At 76.1% G+C, this 19237-nt stretch carries 17 protein-coding genes; 5 read left to right on the top strand and 12 right to left on the bottom strand.

All coding sequences use genetic code 11. From position 1 onward, the window contains the following. Positions 1-87: 87 nt before the first annotated feature. Complete coding sequence (locus HNR61_RS04635; protein ID WP_246441943.1) at positions 88-1512, bottom strand: penicillin-binding transpeptidase domain-containing protein; 1425 nt, start codon at positions 1510-1512, stop codon at positions 88-90. A 69-nt stretch (positions 1513-1581) separates the two neighbouring features. Beyond that, positions 1582-2145 (bottom strand): 16S rRNA (guanine(966)-N(2))-methyltransferase RsmD, encoded by a 564-nt coding sequence (gene rsmD / locus HNR61_RS04630; protein ID WP_182841782.1) that lies wholly within the window; start codon positions 2143-2145, stop codon positions 1582-1584. Positions 2146-2287: 142 nt separating this feature from the next. Here rsmD and HNR61_RS04625 point away from each other — a divergent pair, with 142 nt between their 5' ends. After that, a complete protein-coding gene (locus HNR61_RS04625) occupies positions 2288-3034 on the top strand; it encodes a hypothetical protein (RefSeq protein WP_182841781.1) in 747 nt (248 codons plus the stop codon). Positions 3035-3091: 57 nt separating this feature from the next. On the opposite strand, the gene HNR61_RS46660 is transcribed toward HNR61_RS04625, so the two are convergent. From HNR61_RS46660 to HNR61_RS04600, 6 genes are all read right to left on the bottom strand, one after another. Continuing rightward, positions 3092-4861 (bottom strand): serine/threonine-protein kinase, encoded by a 1770-nt coding sequence (locus HNR61_RS46660; protein WP_220508894.1) that lies wholly within the window; start codon positions 4859-4861, stop codon positions 3092-3094. A gap of 199 nt (positions 4862-5060) precedes the next feature. Continuing rightward, positions 5061-5963, bottom strand: a complete 903-nt coding sequence (locus HNR61_RS04615) for a HEAT repeat domain-containing protein (protein ID WP_182841780.1) — start codon at positions 5961-5963, stop codon at positions 5061-5063. A gap of 47 nt (positions 5964-6010) precedes the next feature. Then, a complete protein-coding gene (locus HNR61_RS50400) occupies positions 6011-6091 on the bottom strand; it encodes a putative leader peptide (RefSeq protein WP_369688730.1) in 81 nt (26 codons plus the stop codon). A gap of 110 nt (positions 6092-6201) precedes the next feature. Beyond that, positions 6202-7635 carry an MFS transporter gene (locus HNR61_RS04610; protein WP_182841779.1) on the bottom strand — a complete coding sequence of 478 codons (1434 nt, stop codon included), beginning with the start codon at positions 7633-7635 and terminating at the stop codon, positions 6202-6204. 140 nt (positions 7636-7775) lie between these two features. Further along, positions 7776-9986 (bottom strand): ATP-dependent DNA helicase RecG, encoded by a 2211-nt coding sequence (gene recG, locus HNR61_RS04605; protein WP_182841778.1) that lies wholly within the window; start codon positions 9984-9986, stop codon positions 7776-7778. 53 nt (positions 9987-10039) lie between these two features. Next, positions 10040-11638: a fatty acid kinase ATP-binding subunit FakA gene (locus tag HNR61_RS04600; RefSeq protein WP_312897769.1), complete on the bottom strand. Its 1599-nt coding sequence runs from the start codon at positions 11636-11638 to the stop codon at positions 10040-10042. 239 nt (positions 11639-11877) lie between these two features. Here HNR61_RS04600 and rpmB point away from each other — a divergent pair, with 239 nt between their 5' ends. Next, entirely contained in the window at positions 11878-12072 is a 195-nt protein-coding gene (rpmB, locus tag HNR61_RS04595; protein ID WP_067819545.1) for a 50S ribosomal protein L28, read from the top strand. Positions 12073-12225: 153 nt separating this feature from the next. Here rpmB and thiD read toward each other — a convergent pair whose 3' ends face one another. The 3 genes from thiD to HNR61_RS04580 form a co-directional block, all read right to left on the bottom strand. Further along, positions 12226-13035 (bottom strand): bifunctional hydroxymethylpyrimidine kinase/phosphomethylpyrimidine kinase, encoded by an 810-nt coding sequence (gene thiD / locus HNR61_RS04590; RefSeq protein ID WP_182841776.1) that lies wholly within the window; start codon positions 13033-13035, stop codon positions 12226-12228. 51 nt (positions 13036-13086) lie between these two features. Next, positions 13087-13752 carry a cellulose binding domain-containing protein gene (locus HNR61_RS04585; protein ID WP_182841775.1) on the bottom strand — a complete coding sequence of 222 codons (666 nt, stop codon included), beginning with the start codon at positions 13750-13752 and terminating at the stop codon, positions 13087-13089. Between the two features lie 102 nt (positions 13753-13854). Next, entirely contained in the window at positions 13855-14793 is a 939-nt protein-coding gene (locus HNR61_RS04580; protein WP_182841774.1) for a thiamine-phosphate kinase, read from the bottom strand. A gap of 197 nt (positions 14794-14990) precedes the next feature. On the opposite strand from HNR61_RS04580, the gene HNR61_RS04575 reads away from it, so the two are divergent. Both HNR61_RS04575 and HNR61_RS04570 read left to right on the top strand, forming a co-directional pair. Further along, positions 14991-15224, top strand: a complete 234-nt coding sequence (locus tag HNR61_RS04575; RefSeq protein WP_067819556.1) for an Lrp/AsnC family transcriptional regulator — start codon at positions 14991-14993, stop codon at positions 15222-15224. 17 nt (positions 15225-15241) lie between these two features. Then, on the top strand, positions 15242-15715 hold the full coding sequence (locus tag HNR61_RS04570) for a DUF3515 domain-containing protein (protein ID WP_312897768.1): 474 nt from the start codon (positions 15242-15244) through the stop codon (positions 15713-15715). 33 nt (positions 15716-15748) lie between these two features. Here HNR61_RS04570 and HNR61_RS49035 read toward each other — a convergent pair whose 3' ends face one another. After that, positions 15749-18463, bottom strand: coding sequence for a helix-turn-helix transcriptional regulator (locus HNR61_RS49035; protein ID WP_281400300.1), 2715 nt, complete (start codon positions 18461-18463; stop codon positions 15749-15751). A 162-nt stretch (positions 18464-18625) separates the two neighbouring features. On the opposite strand from HNR61_RS49035, the gene HNR61_RS04560 reads away from it, so the two are divergent. Further along, on the top strand, positions 18626-19219 hold the full coding sequence (locus tag HNR61_RS04560) for a dihydrofolate reductase family protein (RefSeq protein ID WP_182841773.1): 594 nt from the start codon (positions 18626-18628) through the stop codon (positions 19217-19219). Positions 19220-19237: the final 18 nt, after the last annotated feature.

Here is a 19237-nt window from a genome sequence, read left to right as displayed (position 1 = left end):
GGTCCGCTTATCTGACCTGCGGCGCGACCGTACCAAACCACCGGTTGGCGACCGGCACCCGGGGTTTGCCGTTCCTTGGTCCGGTGGTCAGCGGCCGAGCGCCTTCAGGATGGCCGCGGCGGCCGGGCCGGACTCGATGCCGTAACCGGGGGCCTCGGTCATGACCGCGACGGCGTAGCGGGAGCCGAACCCGATGAACCAGCGGTCGTTGTAGGAGGCGTCGTCGACGTCGGCGGTGCCGGTCTTGCCGCCCTCCACGGCGGTGCCGCGCAGATCGTCGGCGGTGCCGCGCTCCACGACGGCCCGCATCATCCGCTTCAGCTGGGCGGCCTGGTCGGCGGTGAGCGCCTGCGACAGGCGGGCGGGCCTGGTCTGCTCGACGACCGAGCCGTCGGCGCCGCGCACCCGTTCGACCAGGTAGGGCCGCATGACCTGGCCGCCGTTGACGGAGGCGGCGGCGACCATGGCCATCTGGAGCGGGGTGGCGACCGTGCTGCCCTGGCCCATCGCGCCCAGGGCGTCGAGGGCGGGGTCGCTGACCGGGTAGGCGCTGGGGGCGCTGCTCATCCCCCTGGCGATCTCGATGCGCTGCCCGAACCCGTACTTGCGCGCCTGCGCCGCGATGGCGTCGCCGCCGGGCCGCTCGGCGCCCATGCGGGCGAAGGTGGTGTTGCAGGACTGGGCGTAGGAGTTGATCAGCGGGATGGCGGGCAGGTCGCACTCGCCGCCGATGTCGCTCTCGTCGTTGTTGATGGGGCGGGCCGCGCCCGGCGGGGTGTAGCTGCGCCTGGCCGGGACGGGGGTCTGGGCGGTGGTCCCGGCGGCCAGCGCGGCGGCGGCCGTCACGGTCTTGAACGTCGAGCCGGGCGGGAAGGTCTCCCCGATCGCCTTGTTCAGCATCGGCTTGAGCCGGTCGGCGTTGAGCCGCTTGAACGCCGCGTCGGCCCGCCTGGTGTCGAGCGTGGAGACCGTGTTGGCGTCGTAGGACGGCGTGGACGCCATCACCCTGATCGCGCCGGTCCGGGTGTCCAGCGCGACGGCGGCGGCGCGGCGGGCCCCGGTGGCCTTCAGCGCCCGGTAGGCGGCGCGCTGGGCGCCGGGGTCGACGGTGGACTCGACGGCGCCGCCCGCCACCTTCTTGCCGATGACCTTGTCGATCAGGTTGGTGGTGGCCAGCCGGGGATCGGTGCCGTCCAGCAGGCGGTTCTCGGCGTTCTCCAGGCCGGACTGGGAGTACTGGGAGAAGTACCCGGTGACCGGGGCGAAGATCTCGCTGTCCAGGTAGCGGCGCTGGTAGCGGCCGCCGGAGACCGGGACCGACCAGGCCAGGCGCTCCCCGCCCGCCACGATCGGCCCGCGGTTGATCTTGTCGCGGTTCTGGAACTGGCGGGCGTTGTGGCGATCGTCACGCAGCGCCTGGGCCTCGAACCCCTGGACGTAGGTGATGTTCGCCAGCAGGGCCAACGCTCCCACCAGCGCGATCACCCAGGTGCGCCGCAACGCCTTGTCCATCCCAGACCCCATCCCCCGAAGTCGCGTGTCCACTCCTCGTCTCGTCCCGGCGGGGGGAGGGACGAGGGCTCAGGCGGGGGCGCGCCCGTACCAGAAGACGGCCTCGCCGTAGCGGCGGTCGCGCTCGGCCTCGTAGCCCCCCGGCCACTCCAACGCGGGACCCCGCACCGAACGTTCCACCGCGACCAGGGCGTCGGGCGCGAGCCAGCCGTGGTCGCGCAGCGCCTCCAGGATCTGGGTGACCGCCGTGTCGGCCAGCGCGTAGGGCGGGTCGAGGAAGACCAGGTCGTAGGGTTCGGCGGGGGCGCGGCGGACGACGCGTTCCACCCGGTCGGCGACCGGGACCGCGCCGGGCAGGCCCAGCGCGTCGGCGTTCTGCCGGACGACCCTGGCCGCGCGGGGGTGGGACTCCACCAGCAGCGCGTGCGCCGCCCCGCGCGACAGCGCCTCCAGGCCGACCGCGCCGGACCCGGCGAACAGGTCGGCCACCCGCAGCCCGTCCAGCGGGCCCAGCAGGGCCTGGACGGTGGAGAACAGGCCCTCCCGGGCGCGATCGCTGGTGGGCCGGGTGTCCCGGCCCGGCGGGACGGCCAGCCGCCGCCCCTTGGCGCTTCCCGCGATGACCCTGCTCATCCCCCCAGTATCGCGGCGTCCCGGCAGCGCTCGCGCCGCGCCGCGGGGCCATATCCAAAACCGCCTATCGCCGTCCAGGTCCGCTACCCGACGTGTATGGATGAACGCTGTTCGTGTCTGCCGTCGATATCAGGAGACTCCTGTGCATCACGGAAAACGACTGGCGGTGGCGGCCGGGGCGACGTTCCTGGGGCTGGCCGTCCTGGGCGGGACGGCGCGGGCCGACCACCGGCCGCCCGGGCCCTCCGGCCGGGAACGCGCCGAACCGATCGTCCGCGTCGGCCTCGACCGCCTCCTCTCCGTCCCCGCCCCTTCCGACCGTGTCCGTTCCGGCCCTGTCCGCTCCGAGCGCGTCCGTTCCCGGCGCGCGCTCCCCGAACGCGTCGGGCCCGCGCGCCGGGACCGGGACCCGGTGCCGCCCCGGCCGCCCGCGGGAGACGACGACTGCCTCCCGATCGCGATCCCGCCGATCAAGGTGCCGCCCGTCAAGGTGCCCCCGGTCACGATCCCCCCGATCGCGGTGCCGCCGGTCAAGCTGCCCCCGCTCACGGTGCCGCCGGTCGAGATCGCCCCGGTCGCCGTCCCCCCGGCCCAGGCGCCCGCGCAACCTCCCGCGCAACCCCCTGCCCAGCCGCCCGCCCAGCCGCCCCAGCCGGGCCCGGTTCCTCCCCTGCCGCAGCTTCCGCGGCCGGTCCCGTCGCTGCCGAAGCTGCCCGACAGGGCGGTGGCGGGCACGCCCCCGGCGGAGTCGGGGACGCGGGTCTCACCCTCGGGGGGCCTGCCGTTCACCGGCCTCGACGTGCTGCCGCTGGCGGCGCTGGGGGTGACGCTCACCCTGGTGGGCGGCGTGGCCGTGGCGGGGGCGCGGCGGCGTTCGCACCGCTCCTGACCCGGCCGGTCCCGACCTGAGGGGCCCGAGCCGAGGGAACGGCACCGGCCCGGCGGATCACGGACGGCGCGAGCCGGCCACCCGCCAGCCGGTGCCGTCCCGTCTCAGCGCGATCCTGCGGACGGTCACCCGCGCGGTGGCGCGGCAGGCGCCGGGACGGCAGTCGCCCACGGCCAGCAGGGCCGTCAGCTCGCCGGGGGCGTCGCCGGGGCGCAGGCCCCGCGCCACGACCGCGCCGGACGCGGCGGCCCCGTCCCGCGCGGCGGCGGCGAGCGCGGCGCGGGCGGCCGCGCCGGGCCAGGCCCCGGTCCCGGCGGACGCGGGAACGGCGTCGGCCCGCACCTCGTAGAGGCCGTCCAGCAGCCAGGCGGCGCCCCGCGCGACCAGGGTCGCCTGCATCGTGTACCGCCGGGTCTCGGGCGCGCGCCCCGCCGACCGGACGGTCCGGCGCAGATGGGCCAGCACGGTGACGCCGCCGGGCCCGGCGGCCGTGACGGCGGTGTCGGTGACGTCGACGGCGACGGCGCTGCGGGTCGCGCGCAGGTTCTCGCGGAAGTTCTCGGCGGTCAGGCGGGCGTCGTAGTCGGCGCGGTACCGGGGGGTGACGCGGGCGTGCGCGGCGGCGACGTTCCGGTCGAACCGGTCGTGCTCGAACGTCAGCACCGCCTCGATCGTCCCGGCCGCGGTGGCCGCGGCGGTGACGGCGTGCCCGGGCGGGGCCGGGGTGTCGGCGACGGCGGCGGACGGCGTTCCCCGCCGGACGGGCGAGGACCGGTCGTCGGCCAGCGCCCACACCGTCCCCCCGGCGGCCAGCAGCATCACCGGGATCCCCGCCGCGATCACCCTGCGGCGGCCGGGGCGCGGCCGGGCCGCCGGGGGGACGGGCGGTTCGAGGCGGGGGGTGCGCTCCTCGTCGGCGCGGGCCGCGATCCGCTCGGTGGGCGTCTCGTCGGTCGGGGGCTCGGCCAGGAAGGCGCCGGTGTCCAGGGCGCGTTCGGGCGGCACCGCCGGGGCGGGGGCGCGGCGTCCCAGCAGGTCCAGCAGCGCCTGCTGGGCCTCGGGGCGGCCCGCGGGGTCCTTGTCCAGGCTGGCGGCCACGACCTCGCGCAGCGCTTCGGGCAGCGGGGACAGGTCGGGCTCGTGGTGCAGGATGCGGTGGAAGACCGCCGAGATGGTGTCGTTGCCGAACGGGTGCCGCCCGGTCGCCGCGAACAGCATCGTCGCGCCCCAGGCGAACAGGTCCACCGCCGTGCCCAGGTCCTCGCCGCTGATCTGCTCGGGGGCCATGTAGGAGGGGGTGCCGACGATGCCGCTGGTGGTGGAGCGCGCCGCGCCCATCACCCGCGCGATCCCGAAGTCGATCACGCGCGGGCCGTCGGGGCCCATCAGCACGTTGGAGGGCTTGAAGTCGCGGTGCAGGATCCCGGCGCGGTGGATGGCGGCCAGCGCGGTGACCGTGCCGATGGCGAGGCGGTCCAGGTCGGTGCCGACGCGCGGGCCGCGCTCGGTGACCAGCCCGGTGAGCGAGGGGCCGGGCACGTACTCGCTGACCACGTACGGCAGGTCGCCCGCGACGTCGGCCGCCAGGACCTGCGCGGTGCAGAACCCGGCGACGCGGCCGAGGACGTCCAGCTCGCGTTCGAACCGGGCGCGCCACTGCGGGTCCTGGCTGAGCTGGACGCGCAGCAGCTTCACCGCCGCGGTCCGGCCGTCCTCGCCCCGCCCCAGGTAGACGATGCTCTGCCCGCCCTCGCCGAGACGGCCGACCAGCTCGTAACCCCCCAGCCGGGCCGGGTCGTGCGGCAGCAGGGGACGTACGGCCGTCATCGGTGCTCCTTGAGTCGGGCGCTGTTTCCTTCCTCCCTACTGGTTCGACGCCCTCACGGTCCATCGCGTTCGGTGACGAGTCGATTACGGAAAACGCTCCGGCGCCGCCCCGGAAACGGGCGGGGCGTCCCCACCCCGAGACGCCCCGCCCGCATCGGGGGCGGCGCCGGAGGCGTTCGGTCCGCGCCTCCGGGCCGGGTCAGGCCAGTGACCAGCGCGCCTGGGTGCGGACGCCGGGGTCGGGGTCGGCCAGCGCCTCGGTCAGCGCGGTCAGGGCCCGCGGGTGGTCGGCGGCCCACTGCTCCAGGGACTGGACGGCGGCGCGGCGGACGTCGACGATGCGGTCGCGCAGCGCGTGGACCAGCGGCGGGATCGCGGTCTCGGGGGCGGCCGCGCCGAGGGCGAGCGCGGCGCGGCGGCGGACCTGCCAGCCGGGGTGCGTGACGGCGGCGGCGACGCGGGCGGCCAGGCGTTCGGGGACGCCCAGCTCGGCGGCGGCGTCCAGGGCGGCCATCCGCACGACCGGGTCGTGGTCGGCCAGCAGGTGGTCCAGGACGGCCGTCCCGGCGGGCGTCGCCAGCCGGGCCAGGCCCTCGGCGACGGCGGCCCGCACCTCGCGGGCGGGGTCGTCGGCGGCCTCGGCGACCCCGCCCGCGGCGCCCAGCGCGACCAGGCCGAGCACGGCCTGGACCCGCACGTGGGTCTCGTCGTCCTGGAGGCCCTGGGCGTACAGCTCGGACGCGCCGCGGACCAGGGTGTCCAGCAGGTCGGCGGCGGTGGAGCGGACGTCGGGATCGCGTCCGTGCGCGGCGGCCAGGCGCAGGGCGCGCACGCCGTCGTCGCCGAGGTACAGCTCGGGCAGCTCGCGCAGCGCGGCGGCGGCGATCCGGCGCACCGCGGCGTCCTGGTCGGCCAGCGCCCAGGCGAGGGCGTCGCCGGTGCCACCGGGGACGTGGCCGTCGCGGGCGGTGCGGACGAGCGCCCGCAGGGCGGCGACGCGCGCCTCGGGCTCGGGGGCGCGCAGGTGTCCTTCCAGGTCGGCGGGCACGGGCGGGTCGGGGTCGAGGGTGTCGGGGCGGGAGCGGTGGTCGATGATCGTCATGGTGCTGTCCTCCGGGAGGCCGTCGGATCCGGTCGGGGTCGGCGGGATCAGGGACGGCGACACAGCGCACTGGCCTGCCGCCGGAGGTCGACGTGCAGGCGCGCGGTGAGGGACGCGGTGACGTTCACGCCTCCATGGTCACCCAAGGTCTCGATTAAATCAACTAATTAAGTAGGGAATGGGGGCGAGAGCGAGAGGGCGCCACCGGTGCGCCCCCTCGTCCCGCTACAGCACCCGGTCATGCGACCGGCTCCGCGACCGGCTCCCTCCGTTCGGCGGCGTCGGCGCGGCGCCCGCGCAGCAGCACCAGCGCCAGCACCGCCCCGAGCCCGGCGACGCCCGCCGCGACCAGGAACGCCGCCTGGAAGCCGTCGGTCAGCCGGGCGGCGTTCCCGAGGGCGTCCGCGCCCCGCGCGGTGGCCAGCGCGGTGGCGACGGCCAGGCCCAGCGCCGAGCCGACCTGGTAGGTGGTGTTGACGATGCCGGAGGCCAGCCCGCTCTCCTGCGGCGCGACCCGCGAGATCGCCGCCATCATCGTGGGGATGTAGGCCAGCGACATGCCGAGGGCCGCGACCAGGGAGGCGGCCAGCACGTCCACCGCGAAGCTGCCGCCGGGCCGGGCCAGCGACAGTCCGCCGAGGCCGAGCGCCAGCACGGCCAGGCCGGTCACCGTCAGCGACTTGGTCCCGAACCGGCCCATCAGCCGCCCGGTGACCCCGACCATCAGCACCATGATCGTGACGGTCATCGGCAGCAGCGCCGCGCCGCTGGCGAACGCCCCGAAGCCGAGGACCTGCTGCAGGTAGAGGTTGAGGAAGTACCAGGCCGGGATCCACGCGGCGCCCAGCAGGGCGAACACCACGTTGGCGGCGGCCAGGTCGGGCGTGCGCCAGATCCGCAGCGGCATCAGCGGCTGCCGCAGCGCCCGCTGGATCCCGACGAACGCCGCCAGCAGCACCGCCGCGCCGCCCAGTTGCAGCAGCGTCGCCGCCGAGCCCCAGCCCTGCTCGGGGGCGCGGACCACCGCGAACACCGCCAGGGCCAGGCCCGCGGTCACCGCGACCGCGCCGAGCAGGTCCACCGAGCCGCGCCGGGCCCCGACGGCCGGCAGCACCGCCGGGACGGCCGCCAGGGTGGCCAGGCCGATCGGGACGTAGATGACGAAGACCCACGGCCAGCTCAGCCACTCGGTGAGCACGCCGCCGAGGAACACCCCGGCCGTGCCGCCCGCCGGGGCCGCCGCGCCGTACAGGGCCATGGCCCGTCCCAGCTCGCGGGGGTTGCCGCCGAAGATCGCCATGAGCAGGGTCATGGCCGCCGGGGTGATCAGCGCGCCGCCGACGCCCTGCACGCCGCGTCCCAGGATCTCCACCCAGGCGTCCTGCGCGGCGGCCGCGACGACCGATCCGGCGATGAGCACCGCCCAGCCGGCGGCGAACACCCGCCGGGCGCCGAGCAGGTCCGACAGGCGGCCGCCGAGGAGGAGCAGGCCGCCGAAGACGACCACGTAGGCGTTGAACACCCACTGCAGGCCGCCGGACGAGAAGCCGAGGTCGCGCTGCATGTCGGGGAGCGCGACCCCGATGATCGAGGTGTCCATGATCACCATGAACTGGGCCATGGCCAGCACCAGGAGCGCCCACCACCGGCGCCGTTGCACGTTCGCGGACATCGCCGCCTCCATATACCTCTAGGGGGTATCCATTCGAGAGGTGAAGCTAACATACCCCCGGGGGGTTCAATAGGTGACGGTCGTCACAGCGAACGGCCCCCGGCGCGCTCGCGCCGGGGGCCGTTCGGGAACCGTGCCGGTCAGGCCTTCTCGAGGTACTCCGCGCGTTCCTCGTCCAGCAGGACGGCCAGCTCCGCCGCCAGGGCCGGATGTCCTCTCAGCTCGGGGTCGGCCTCCACCAGCGCGGTCGCCTCCGCGCGCGCGTCGTGGATCACGTCCTCGTCGCGCTGCAACGTCAGCAGGCGCAGGCTCGACGACCGCCCCGCCTGCGCCGCCCCCAGCACGTCGCCCTCCCGGCGCTGCTCCAGGTCCAGCCGCGACAGCCGGAACCCGTCGGTGGTCGAGGCGACGGCGTCCAGGCGCTCGCGCGCCTTGCTGCCGGGCTCGGCGTCGGTGACCAGCAGGCACAGGCCGTGCAGGCTGCCCCGCCCGACCCGGCCGCGCAGCTGGTGCAGCTGGGACACGCCGAACCGGTCCGCGTCCATGATCACCATGACGGTGGCGTTGGGCACGTCGACCCCGACCTCGATCACGGTGGTCGCCAGCAGCACGTCCAGCTCGCCGTCGCCGAACCGCCGCATCACCGCGTCCTTCTCGTCGGGGTGCAGCTTGCCGTGCAGCACCCCGATCCGCAGGCCGGCCAGCAGCTCCTCCTCCAGCCGGGGCAGCAGCTCCATGATCCCCAGCGGGGACCGGCGCGGCCCGTCCTCGCCGTCGGCGGCGGCCGGGACGTCGCCCTCGTCGCCCTCCCGCTCCCCGATGCGCGGGCAGACGATGTAGATCTGCCGGCCCTGCGCGGCCTCCTCCTTGATCCGCTCCCAGGTCCGGGCCAGGAACGCGGGCCGCTCCGGCGGCACGACATGGGTCTGGATCGCCGACCGCCCGGCCGGGAGCTGCCCGAGCACGGAGGTCTCCAGGTCACCGAACACGGTCATCGCGACCGTCCGGGGGATCGGCGTCGCGGTCATGACGAGCACGTGCGGCCGCCCGCCGGCGACCTTCTCCCGCAGCGCGTCCCGCTGCTCCACCCCGAACCGGTGCTGCTCGTCCACCACCACGAGCCCCAGGTCGGCGAACTGCACGTGGTCCTGGAGCAGCGCGTGGGTGCCCACGACGATCCCCGCCGACCCCGACGCCACGTCCAGCAACGCGGCCTTGCGCGCCTTCGCCCCCTGCGACCCGGTCAGCAGCGCCACCCGCGTCGCCTGCTCGGCCCCGCCGATCTGCCCGGCCTGCGCCAGCTCCCCGAGCATCCCGGTGATCGACCGGTGGTGCTGCTGGGCGAGCACCTCGGTCGGCGCGAGCAGCGCGGCCTGCCCGCCACCGTCCACCACCTGCAACATCGCCCGCAACGCGACCACCGTCTTGCCCGCGCCGACGTCGCCCTGGAGGAGGCGGTGCATGGGGTGCTCGTGGGACAGGTCGGCGGCGACCTCCTCGCCGACCTGGCGCTGGCCGTCGGTCAGGTCGAACGGCAGGCGCTCGTCGAAGGCGTCCAGGATGCCGCCCGGGACCCTCGGCCGGGGCTTGGCGGGCAGGGCGGCGGCGGCCAGGCGGCGCTGCGCCAGGGCGATCTGGAGGACGAACGCCTCGTCCCACTTCAGGCGGCGGCGGGCGCGGCCCAGCTCCTCCCAGTCCGCCGGCCGGTGGATGCCCTCGTAGGCCTCCGTCAGGCCGATCATGCCGCGGCGGCGCAGCAGCTCCCCGGGCACCGGGTCGGGGCCCAGGTCGAGCTGGTCCAGCAGCAGGCCGACCGACTTGCCGATCGCGTCGATGTCCAGGCCCTTGGTGGTCGGGTAGATCGGGATGATCTCGTCGGCCCACTCCTGGGCGGCGGCGGCCGCGTCGCGGGCGGCGACCACCTTGTACTGGGGGTGGGCGAGCTGGCGCTGCACCCGGCCGTTCCGCATGGCGTAGCTGCTGATCTTCCCGGCGAACAGGGCGCGGGTGCCCGGCGACAGGTCGCGTTCGGGCACGTAGGAGCCCTTGCGGCCGAAGAAGCTGAGCTTCAGCTCGCCGGTGCCGTCGGTGACCGTGATCTCCAGCACGTAGCCGGGGCTGCGGGTGAGGCTGCGGCCCTGCACCTTGACGACCTCGGCCATCACGGTGACGTGCTCGCCGTCCTCCAGCTCGTTCAGCGGGGTCAGCTCGCCGCGGTGCGCGTACCGGCGCGGGTAGTGGTGCAGCAGGTCCCCGACCGTGTGCAGGTCGAGCCCCTTGGCCAGCACCTTCGCGGTCTTGTCGCCGAGGACCTTGTGCAACGGCTCGTCGAGATTCGCCACGCGTCCCATTCAAGCCCATGGGGGTGACAGGAAGGGCCCGGTGCGGCCGGGCGGGCGGGATGTCACTCGACGCCGACGAGCAGCGGGTAGCGCTCCTGGCGGCCCTCGTAGACGCCGACCTCCACGTCGGGGTGGGCGATGCGCAGGTGCTCCTCCAGCCGTCCGGCCAGCCCGGCGGGGGCGTGGGCGCCGACCACGAGGGTGACCAGCTCGCCGCCGGCCGACAGCATCCGGTCCAGGACGCCGCGGGCGACGGCGGGCAGGCCCGCGCCGATCATGGCGACATCGCCGTCGATCATGCCGAGCACGTCGCCGGGCTGGCACAGGCCGACGCTGGTGACGGCCTCCTCGGCGGCGATCTCCAGATGGCCGAAGCGGGTGGCCCCGGCCGCGCGGGTCATGGCGATCACGTCCTCGCCGAAGCGGCGCAGCGGATCGTGCACCGCCAGCGCCGCCAGCCCCTGCACCGAGGCCTTGGTGGGGACGACGGCGATGCGGGCGCCGCTGTCGCGGGCGCGTTCGGCGGCGGCCTCGGCCAGGGCCAGGACCTCCGGCTCGTTGGGCAGCACCGCCACCTCGTCGCCCGCCGCCAGGATCGCCTCGGCCAGCACCGCCAGCGGCGGGACGGCGCCGGGCGCGCGCCGCACCACCGTCGCCCCGCCCGCCTCGAACAGCTCGGCCAGCCCGTCGGCGGCGGTGACGGCGACCACGGCGCGGCCCCGGCAGGGGGCGTGCGGCTGCTCCTGCTCGGCGGCGGGGGCGTGCAGGTAGGTGACGCGGATGCGGTGGACGCGCCCGGCGGCCAGCCCCTCCTCGATCGCGGCCCCGGCGTCGTCGACGTGGACGTGGACGTTCCACAGCCCGCCGCCGCCGACCACCACCAGCGAGTCGCCGAGGCCGTCCAGGCGCGCGCGCAGGTCCGGGACGGTCTCGTCGGGCGCGTCCAGCAGGTACATCACCTCGTAGCCGGGGCCGGGCGCGGGGCCGCGCTCCTCGCGGACGGGGGTGGGCCCGGCGGTGCGGGCGGGGACCTCGTAGCGCTCGGGGTACTCCTCGGTGATCACCGCGGCGAGGGCGTCGAGGACCACGCACAGGCCCGCCGCGCCCGCGTCGACGACGCCGTTGCGGGCCAGCACCTCCAGCTGGCCGGTAGTGGCCCGCAGCGCGCGGCGGGCCCCGGCGGCGGCGGCGCGGGCGGCGGCGGCCAGGCCGGGACCGGCCGGTCCGGTCGCGGCGGAGGCGGCCTCCAGGACGGTGAGGATCGTGCCCTCGACGGGGTGCTCGACGGCGTTGCGGGCCAGCACGGCGGCGTACTCGAGGGCGTCCCCGAACACCTCGCCGTCCGGGGGCGCGCCCTGGTGGCCGAGGATGTCGGCCAGGCCGCGGAACATCTGGCTGAGGATGACCCCGGAGTTGCCGCGGGCCCCCAGCAGCGAGCCCTGGGCGAGGGTGCGCCAGACGGTGGCCGTCCCGGCGCCGGAGGGCAGCTCGTCCACGGCGTCGGCGGCGGCGAGCACGGTGAGGTGCAGGTTGGTGCCGGTGTCGCCGTCGGGGACGGGGAAGACGTTCAGGGCGTCGATCTCGCCCCGGGTGCGGCCCAGCGCCTCGGCCGCCAGCCGCGCCCACCGTCGTGCCGCCGCGCCGTCGAGGACCTCGCCCACCCTGGCTCCCCTCCGTAGGTTCCGGGTTACCTCTGTATCGCGCCCGCGGTGTCGTTGGAAACCGATCAAGGGTGAATCCGCAGGCCGATTCGCATACCGGGCGCGGGGTCGGCTAGTCTGATCCATGCGCCTCGTCCGGGGCGCCTATCAGTGAGCGCCTCACCAGGGCCCAGCGTCATGCACGGCCGCCGGACCGGGCGCTCCAGATTCAGAGCACCGACACCCACTTGGAGTTTCCCGTGGCTTCCGTTTGCGACGTCTGCGGCAAGGGACCCGGTTTCGGCATGCGCGTCTCCCACTCGCACCGCCGCACCCCGCGCCGCTGGAACCCCAACATCCAGCGGGTGCGCGCCGTGATCAACGGCGGCACCAAGCGGATCAACGCCTGCACGTCCTGCATCAAGGCCGGCAAGGTCGCCAAGCCGACCGTCTGACGCTCGGCCGCGGGGAAGGCTCCGCGCACTTCTGGCCGGTTCATCGGAGTGATCCGATGGGCCGGCTTTTCGTGTCGCCCCCGGCCGCCCGCGTGACCTCGCGGGGCGGTCGCGGCGACCGCCCCGCGGCCCGCCGGCCGGCGGCGCGCCGGCTCAGCGCGTGCGCCAGCCGTGGTCGACCGGGCCGATGCCCGCGCCGAGCGGGAAGCCCGCGGCGATGGCGCCGGTGACGTACTCCTTGGCCCGCTCCACGGCGGTGGGCACGTCCGCGCCGAGGGCGAGGTGGGAGGCGATCGCCGAGGCGAGGGTGCAGCCGGTGCCGTGGGTGTGCCGGTTGTCGTGCCGGGGCGCGGTGTAGCGGCGTTCGGTCTCGCCGTCGAACAGCAGGTCGGCGGGCTCGCCGGGGAGGTGCCCGCCCTTGATCAGCACCCACCGGGGGCCGAGCGCCTTGACCGCCTCGGCGGCCTCGCGCATGCCCGACTCGTCCACGACCTTGACGCCGGTGAGCTGCTCGACCTCCCACAGGTTGGGGGTCGCGACGGTCGCGACGGGCAGCAGGGCGGTGCGGACGGCGCCCACGGCCTCCTCGGCGAGCAACGGGTCGCCGTGCTTGGAGACGCCCACCGGGTCGACGATGACGGGCGCGTCCACGGCCGACAGGGCCTCGGCGACGGTCTCGACCAGGGCCGTGGAGGCCAGCATGCCGGTCTTGACGGCGTGGACGCCGATGTCGGACAGGACCGAGTCGAGCTGGGCGCGGACGGCCTCGGGGGACAGCTCCCAGTAGCCCTGGACGCCGAGGGAGTTCTGGGCGGTGACGGCGGCGATGACGCTCATGCCGTGGACGCCGCAGGCCAGCATCGTCTTCAGGTCGGCCTGGATGCCGGCGCCCCCGCCGGAGTCGGATCCGGCGACGGTGAGCACGAGGGGCGGGGTCTGGCCGGTGGGCGGGTTCTGCGTCATGACGCCCACTCTAGGGGCGTTCGGGGTGATGGGGGATGGTGCGGCCGCCGGTCAGCCGCGCGCGCAGGGCCTCTTGTTGATCCGGCAGTCGGAGGGGCCGCCGGCGCGGCCGCCCGCGGTGAAAGTGATCTTCACGGACTGGCCGGGGGCCAGCGCGGGGGCCCCGGCCGGGCTGCGCACCCAGCCGGTCCGGCCGGTCCTGACGACGGTGCCGCCGGAGAGGGAGCGGACCTTGGCCTTCGGGATCTGGAACGCCAGGGCCCAGCGCGCCACGGGGGCGGTGCCGCGGTTGGTGATGGTGGCGGTGCCGGTGAAGCCGCGGGTGGTCTTGGAGACGAGCTGGAACCTGACCGTCAGCCGTTCGGCGCCGGCGCGCGGGGCGCCGCGGCTGGTGCGCCGCCCGGGGTTGCGCTGGGAGACCTGGCTGTCGAGGGGGGTGCCGGCCTGGGGGGCGTGGGAGCCGCCTCCGCCGCCGAAGTTCAGCGAGATCTGCTTGGTGCTGTAGGCGTAGGTGACGACGCCCGCCGCCGCGACCGCCGCCACGATCGGCAGCATCGGCATCGGCAGGTTGAGCCCGCGTCTCCTCGGCTGGTCCGGCCCGCCCCCGGGGGCCTGGTCCCGGTCGCGGGGGTCGTCCGGGGAGGGGCCGTCGAAGTACCCGGCGTGGTCCGCCGCGCCTCCGTCAGCATCCGGCTCGCGCTTGTTGTGTCGTCCCATCCCATCCCTCTTCGATCACAGGGATGTATACCAAACCAACACCAAACATGCCTACCAGACGAGTAAACGCGCAGGGGCGGACCGGGCCCCCTGCTTCCGTTCTCATCTGCGGAAATGATCCCAACCGCCGGGGCCGTGCGGCCTTCCGTCCACGGTCACCCCGGGGGCCCGCGGCGCCTCCTCCGTCACCGTTCCGATGACCGTCCAGGACGGGGGGAGGTCGGCGTCCCGGGGGAAGGTCCCGGCGAAGGAGTGGTCCTCGCCGCCGGTGAGGGCGTGCCGGAGCGCGTCGGGGGCGGAGCCCAGGATCCGCGGGACGGGGACCTGGCGGGACCGGACGTCGACGCGGACGCCGGAGGCCGCCGCGATGTGGCCCAGGTCCTGGAGGAGGCCGTCGCTGACGTCCAGCAGGGCCGTGGCCCCCGCCCGGCGGGCCTCCTCCCCCGCCGCGTAGGGGGGCCGGGGACGGCGGTGGGCCTCGATCAGCTCGGCGGGGGCGCTCGCGCCGTCGAGCAGCAGGGCCAGGCCCGCCGAGGACAGGCCGAGGTCGCCCCGCACGGCCACCAGGTCGCCGGGCCGGGCGCCCGAGCGCAGCAGCGGCGGACGGCCGGCCAGGTCGCCGAGCGCGGTGACGGCGATGGTGATCCGCTCGGCCGCGACGACGTCGCCGCCCACGATGGACGCGCCGGTCAGCGCGCACTCGTCGGACAGGCCCCGGTAGAGCTCCTCCGCCCAGGCGGTCTCCAGGCCGGTGGGCACGGCGAGCCCGACCAGCAGCGCGGTGGGGCGGGCGCCCATGGCCACGACGTCGGCGAGGTTCTGCGCGGCGGCCTTGCGGCCGATGTCGTAGGGGCCGGACCAGTCGCGGCGGAAGTGCCGCCCCTCGGCCAGCAGGTCGGCGGTGGCGACGACCCGGCCGTCCGGCGCGGCGACCACGGCGGCGTCGTCGCCGGGGCCCAGTTCCACCTGCGGCCCCCGCGGGAGCCCGCGCGTCAGCCGCCCGATGAGACCGAACTCACCGAGTTCCCCGATCGTTCCCATACGTCCTGTTCCGCCCGTCCCGTGTGCCGATCCCGGAGATCTCCCGCGGCGGCGTCCCGGGCGTCCCCGGGGCCCCGCCGTGGTGGCCGGTCCCGGAGCCTGGCACGATGGTCTTGTCCGGGCCCGGTCCCCCGTCCCGGTGCGTAACACGATACGGTGACCGTCCGACGGCATTTTCTCCGCCCGGGGAGGACGTGATGGTGCAGGCCTACATCCTCATCCAGACCGAAGTCGGCAAGGCAGCCGACGTGGCCGGTGAGATCAGCGGGATCAGCGGCGTCACCCTGGCCGAGGACGTGACCGGTCCCTACGACGTCATCGTGCGGGCCGAGGCCCGCAACGTCGACGAGCTGGGCAAGCTGGTGGTCGCGCAGATCCAGGCCGTCGAGGGGATCACCCGGACGCTCACCTGCCCGATCGTGCACATCTAAAGGGGCTCGCGACTTCCGTGTTCCGCTTCTCCCGGTTCGCCCGGCCGGTCCTGGTGGCGTGCGCGGTGCCCGCGTCGCTGCTCACGGCCTGCGGGGGCGACGCCGTCCAGGTGAACGCGCCCAGGCCCGACGCCGCGACCAAGCGGTTGTGCGAGGGGCTGCGCCTGCCCGAGAAGGTGCACGGGGAGGCGCGCCGCGACACGGCGCCCTCCTCGCCGCTGACGGCCGCCTGGGGCTCTCCCGCGATCGCGTTGCGGTGCGGCGTGGAGCGCCCGGCGACGCTGCGGGCCGACTCGCAGCTCCAGACGGTGAACGGGGTGGAGTGGTTCGGCTACCCCGCCGACCGGCCGGTCACCTGGACGGCGGTGGCGCGGCAGGCGTACGTGGAGGTCACGATCCCGGCGAAGTACGCGCCCCCGGGCGACGTGCTGGTGGAGCTCGGAGACGTGGTCAAGGAGACCATCCCGGCCAAGCCCGAGGGGCAGATCTAGCGGGGCGGCCCCGGCGGGCCGGGCCCGCCGCCGTCAGGCGTCGGCGAGCAGCGGCCCGGCGAGGGCGGCCAGCTCGGTCCGGTTGGCCACGCCCAGCTTGGCGTACACGTGCGACAGGTGGGTCTTGACGGTGCTGCGGCTCATGAACAGGCGGGCCCCGATCTCGGGGTTGCTGAGGCCCTCGACGGCCAGCCGCACCACGCCGCGTTCGGTCGGGGTGAGGCTGTCCCAGCCGCTGGAGGGGCGGCCGCGGCGGCCCCGGGCGCGGCGCGCGTAGGCGACCGCGTCGCGCAGGTCCAGCGCCCGGCCCTCGGCCCGCGCCGCGTCGTGGGCGTCGTCGCCCAGCGCCTCGCGCAGGAGCGCGGGCAGGTCGTCGGCGGGGCCGCGCCAGGGGTGCGGCCGGGGGTACCCCATCTCCTCGCGGGCGCGGTCGCAGGCGCCCAGCAGCCGGGCCGCCTCGACGAACGACCCCGCGCGGGCGGCCAGCCCGGCCAGCGCCTCCAGGCCGGGCACGCAGCACAGCCACAGCCCGTGGTCGGCGCGCAGGGCCAGGGCCTGGTGGTGCAGGTCCTCGGCGCGCGCGGCGTCGTCGGCCAGCAGGGCGGACTGCTCCAGCGCGTCGGCGAGCACCCGGGGCATCCCGGCGTGCCGGGCGGCGGCGAGGGCGCGCTCGCAGGCCTCGGCGGCCGCGCCGGCGTCGCCGGTGGCGCGCAGCGCCTCCGCCAGCCCCGTCAGGGCCTGCGGGGTGAGGTCGGCCAGGGTCGCGCCGTCCCGCCAGTCCGCCTCGCTCCGGAACCATCCGGCCGCCTCGTCGGGCCGTCCCGCCCACAGCCGCAGCTGTCCCATGGCGCGCGCCAGGCCGGGCACGAACGGCGGCGGGTCGGAGCTCTCCAGCAGCCGGACCATCGGCTCCAGGACCGCGTGGGCCTCCGCCAGGCGTCCCGCCGTGCCCTCCGCGGTCGCCAGCACGGCGCCCGCGAGTCCCACCCGGTGCAGGCCGCCCAGGGGCCGGGCCATGCGCAGCGCCTCGGCGGCGAGTCCGCGGGCCCGCGCCGGGTCGCCGCCGTACAGGACGCCGGCGGCCAGGAACGCCAGCGCCGTCGAGGCGATGCCGCGTTCGCCGCGCGCGGCCAGCCCGGCGACGGACGCCTCCAGCAGCGGCACCGCCGCCGCATGGTCGTCGCGCAGGTGCGCGATGATCCCCGTCAGGGCCGTCGCCGCGTCGGCCACGAACGCCTCGCCCGCCCGCCGCGCCTGGTCGCGGGCGGCCTCCGCCAGGGCCTGGCCGGCGTCCAGGTCGAACGCGAACCGGCCGACCGCGAGCAGCAGCCGGGCCAGGGACGCGCCGGCCTCGTCGCCGAGCCCGGTGGAGATCTCCAGCGCGGTCTCGGCCGCGTCGTGGTCCAGGCCGAGGGGGCGGGTGGTGTCGGCGACCAGCGCCAGGCCCGTCAGCAGCCGGGCCTGGAGCGCGGTCCGCTCGCCCGCGCCGCGCTCGACGGCGCGGCCGAGCAGCTCCATCCCCTCGTGGCCGTGCCCGTCCAGGTGCCACAGCCAGGCCAGCTCCGCCGCCAGCCGCCGCCCGCGCCCGGCGTCCGGCCGCGACAGGCCGTGCTCGACGGCGGCGCGCAGGTTGTCCCGTTCGGGGACGACCACGGCGCGCCAGGCGTCCTTGTCGGTGGCGAGCAGGGGCGCGGCCTCCTCGGCGAAGGCCAGGTAGGTGTCCAGGTGGCGGTCCCGGACGCGCGCGGTCTCGCCGGACGCCTCCAGCAGCGCGGCGGCGTACTGGTGGACCGTCTCCAGCATCCGGAACCGGGCCGGGTCACCGCGGGTGTCGGCGACCAGCAGCGACTTGTCGACCAGCCGTCGCAGGCCGTCGCGCACCGCGGTGTCGTCCAGGGGCTCGAACGCGCACGCGCCCCGCGCGGTCGCCAGCGTGAACCCGCCGCACAGCGCCCCGAGGCGCCGGAACAGGACCCGGTCGTCCTCCGCCAGCAGGTCGTGGCTCCAGGCCATCGACGCGGCGAGGGTCTGGTGCCGGGCGGGCACGCCGCGCGGGCCCCGCACCAGCAGCGCGAACCGGTCGTCGAGCCCGCGCAGGATCTCCTCCGCCGACAGGGTGCCCGACCAGGCGGCGGCCAGCTCGATCGCCAGCGGGATGCCGTCCAGCCGCGCGCAGGCCGTGCGCACGGCGGCCCGCGCCCGCGCCGACGCCGGGGCTCCGCCCGCACGCTCCTCGAACAGCGCGACCGCGTCGCCCCCGCTGAGCGGCGGCACCCGCCACACGACCTCGCCCGGCACGCCCAGCGGCTCGCGGCCGGTGGCCAGCACCACCACGTCCGGGCAGCCGCGCAGCAGCTCCATCACCAGCTCGGCGGCCGCGCCCAGCACGTGCTCGCAGTTGTCCAGGCAGACCAGCGCGCGCCGGTCGCCGAGCTGCCGGGCCAGGGCCGGGGCGGCGGCCCGGCCGGGGGCGACCAGGACGCCCAGCGCCGCGCCGAGCGCCCCGGGGACGGCCGCCGGGTCCGCGACGTCCGACAGGTCGACCCACCAGACCCCGTCCGGCCGTGTCCGGGCCTGCCGGGCGGCGGTCTCGGCCGCCAGCCGGGTCTTGCCGCAGCCGCCCGGGCCCACGACGGTGACCAGCCCGCCGCCGCGCAGCGCCTCGGCCAGCCCGTCCAGCTCGGCCTGCCGGCCGACGAAGCTGGTCAGGCGCGGTGGCAACCGGTGGGGAACACTCTCATCGGACATCGCGGTCATTGTGCCAGCCTCCGGTCTCGTCCAGGCACCCTCCCGGCATCGGCCACCTGGCCGATGTTCCGATCGGCGCGCGGCGGCATCGTTGTCAGTGCCACACCGCAACACCGCAACAGCCCCCCGGGGGAGACCGGGGACGACACCGAGGAGCACGCCATGGGCAAGGTCATCGCGAACATGTCGATGTCGCTGGACGGTTTCATCGCCGACCCCGCCGACGGGATCGACCAGCTGTTCGGCTGGATGGGCAGCGGGGACGTCGAGGTCCCCACCGCCGTGGAGTGGGCGACGTTCCGCATGTCGCCGGCCAGCGCCCGCTACATGCGCGACGCCATGGCCGGCGTGGGCGCCCTGATCGCGGGCCGCCACCTGTTCGACATCACCCAGGGCTGGGGCGGCACCCACCCGCTGGGCGTGCCGATCGTCGTGGTGACCCACCGGGAGCCGCCCGCCGACTGGCCGCACACCGACACCTTCACCTTCGTCGGCGACGTCGAGGAGGCGGTGCGGACGGCCCGCGCGGCGGCCGGCGACCGGAACGTCGTGATCGCCAGCGCGAAGATCGCCCGGCAGTGCCTGGACGCCGGGCTGCTCGACGGCATCCACGTGGACCTGGTGCCGGTCCTGCTCGGCGAGGGCGTGCGCTGGTTCGACGACCTCGCCAAGGCGCCCGTCCGCCTGGGCGACCCGGTCGTCATCGAGGGCGACGGCGTCACCCACCTGGCCTACGACGTCGTCCGGCCCTCCTGACGCCGGGCGGGCGGGGCG

Source organism: Actinomadura kijaniata, from assembly GCF_014138665.1.
Taxonomy (GTDB): domain Bacteria; phylum Actinomycetota; class Actinomycetes; order Streptosporangiales; family Streptosporangiaceae; genus Spirillospora; species Spirillospora kijaniata.
Note: the sequence above shows the minus strand (reverse complement) of the source record. Positions and strands in the feature narration are given on the sequence as shown.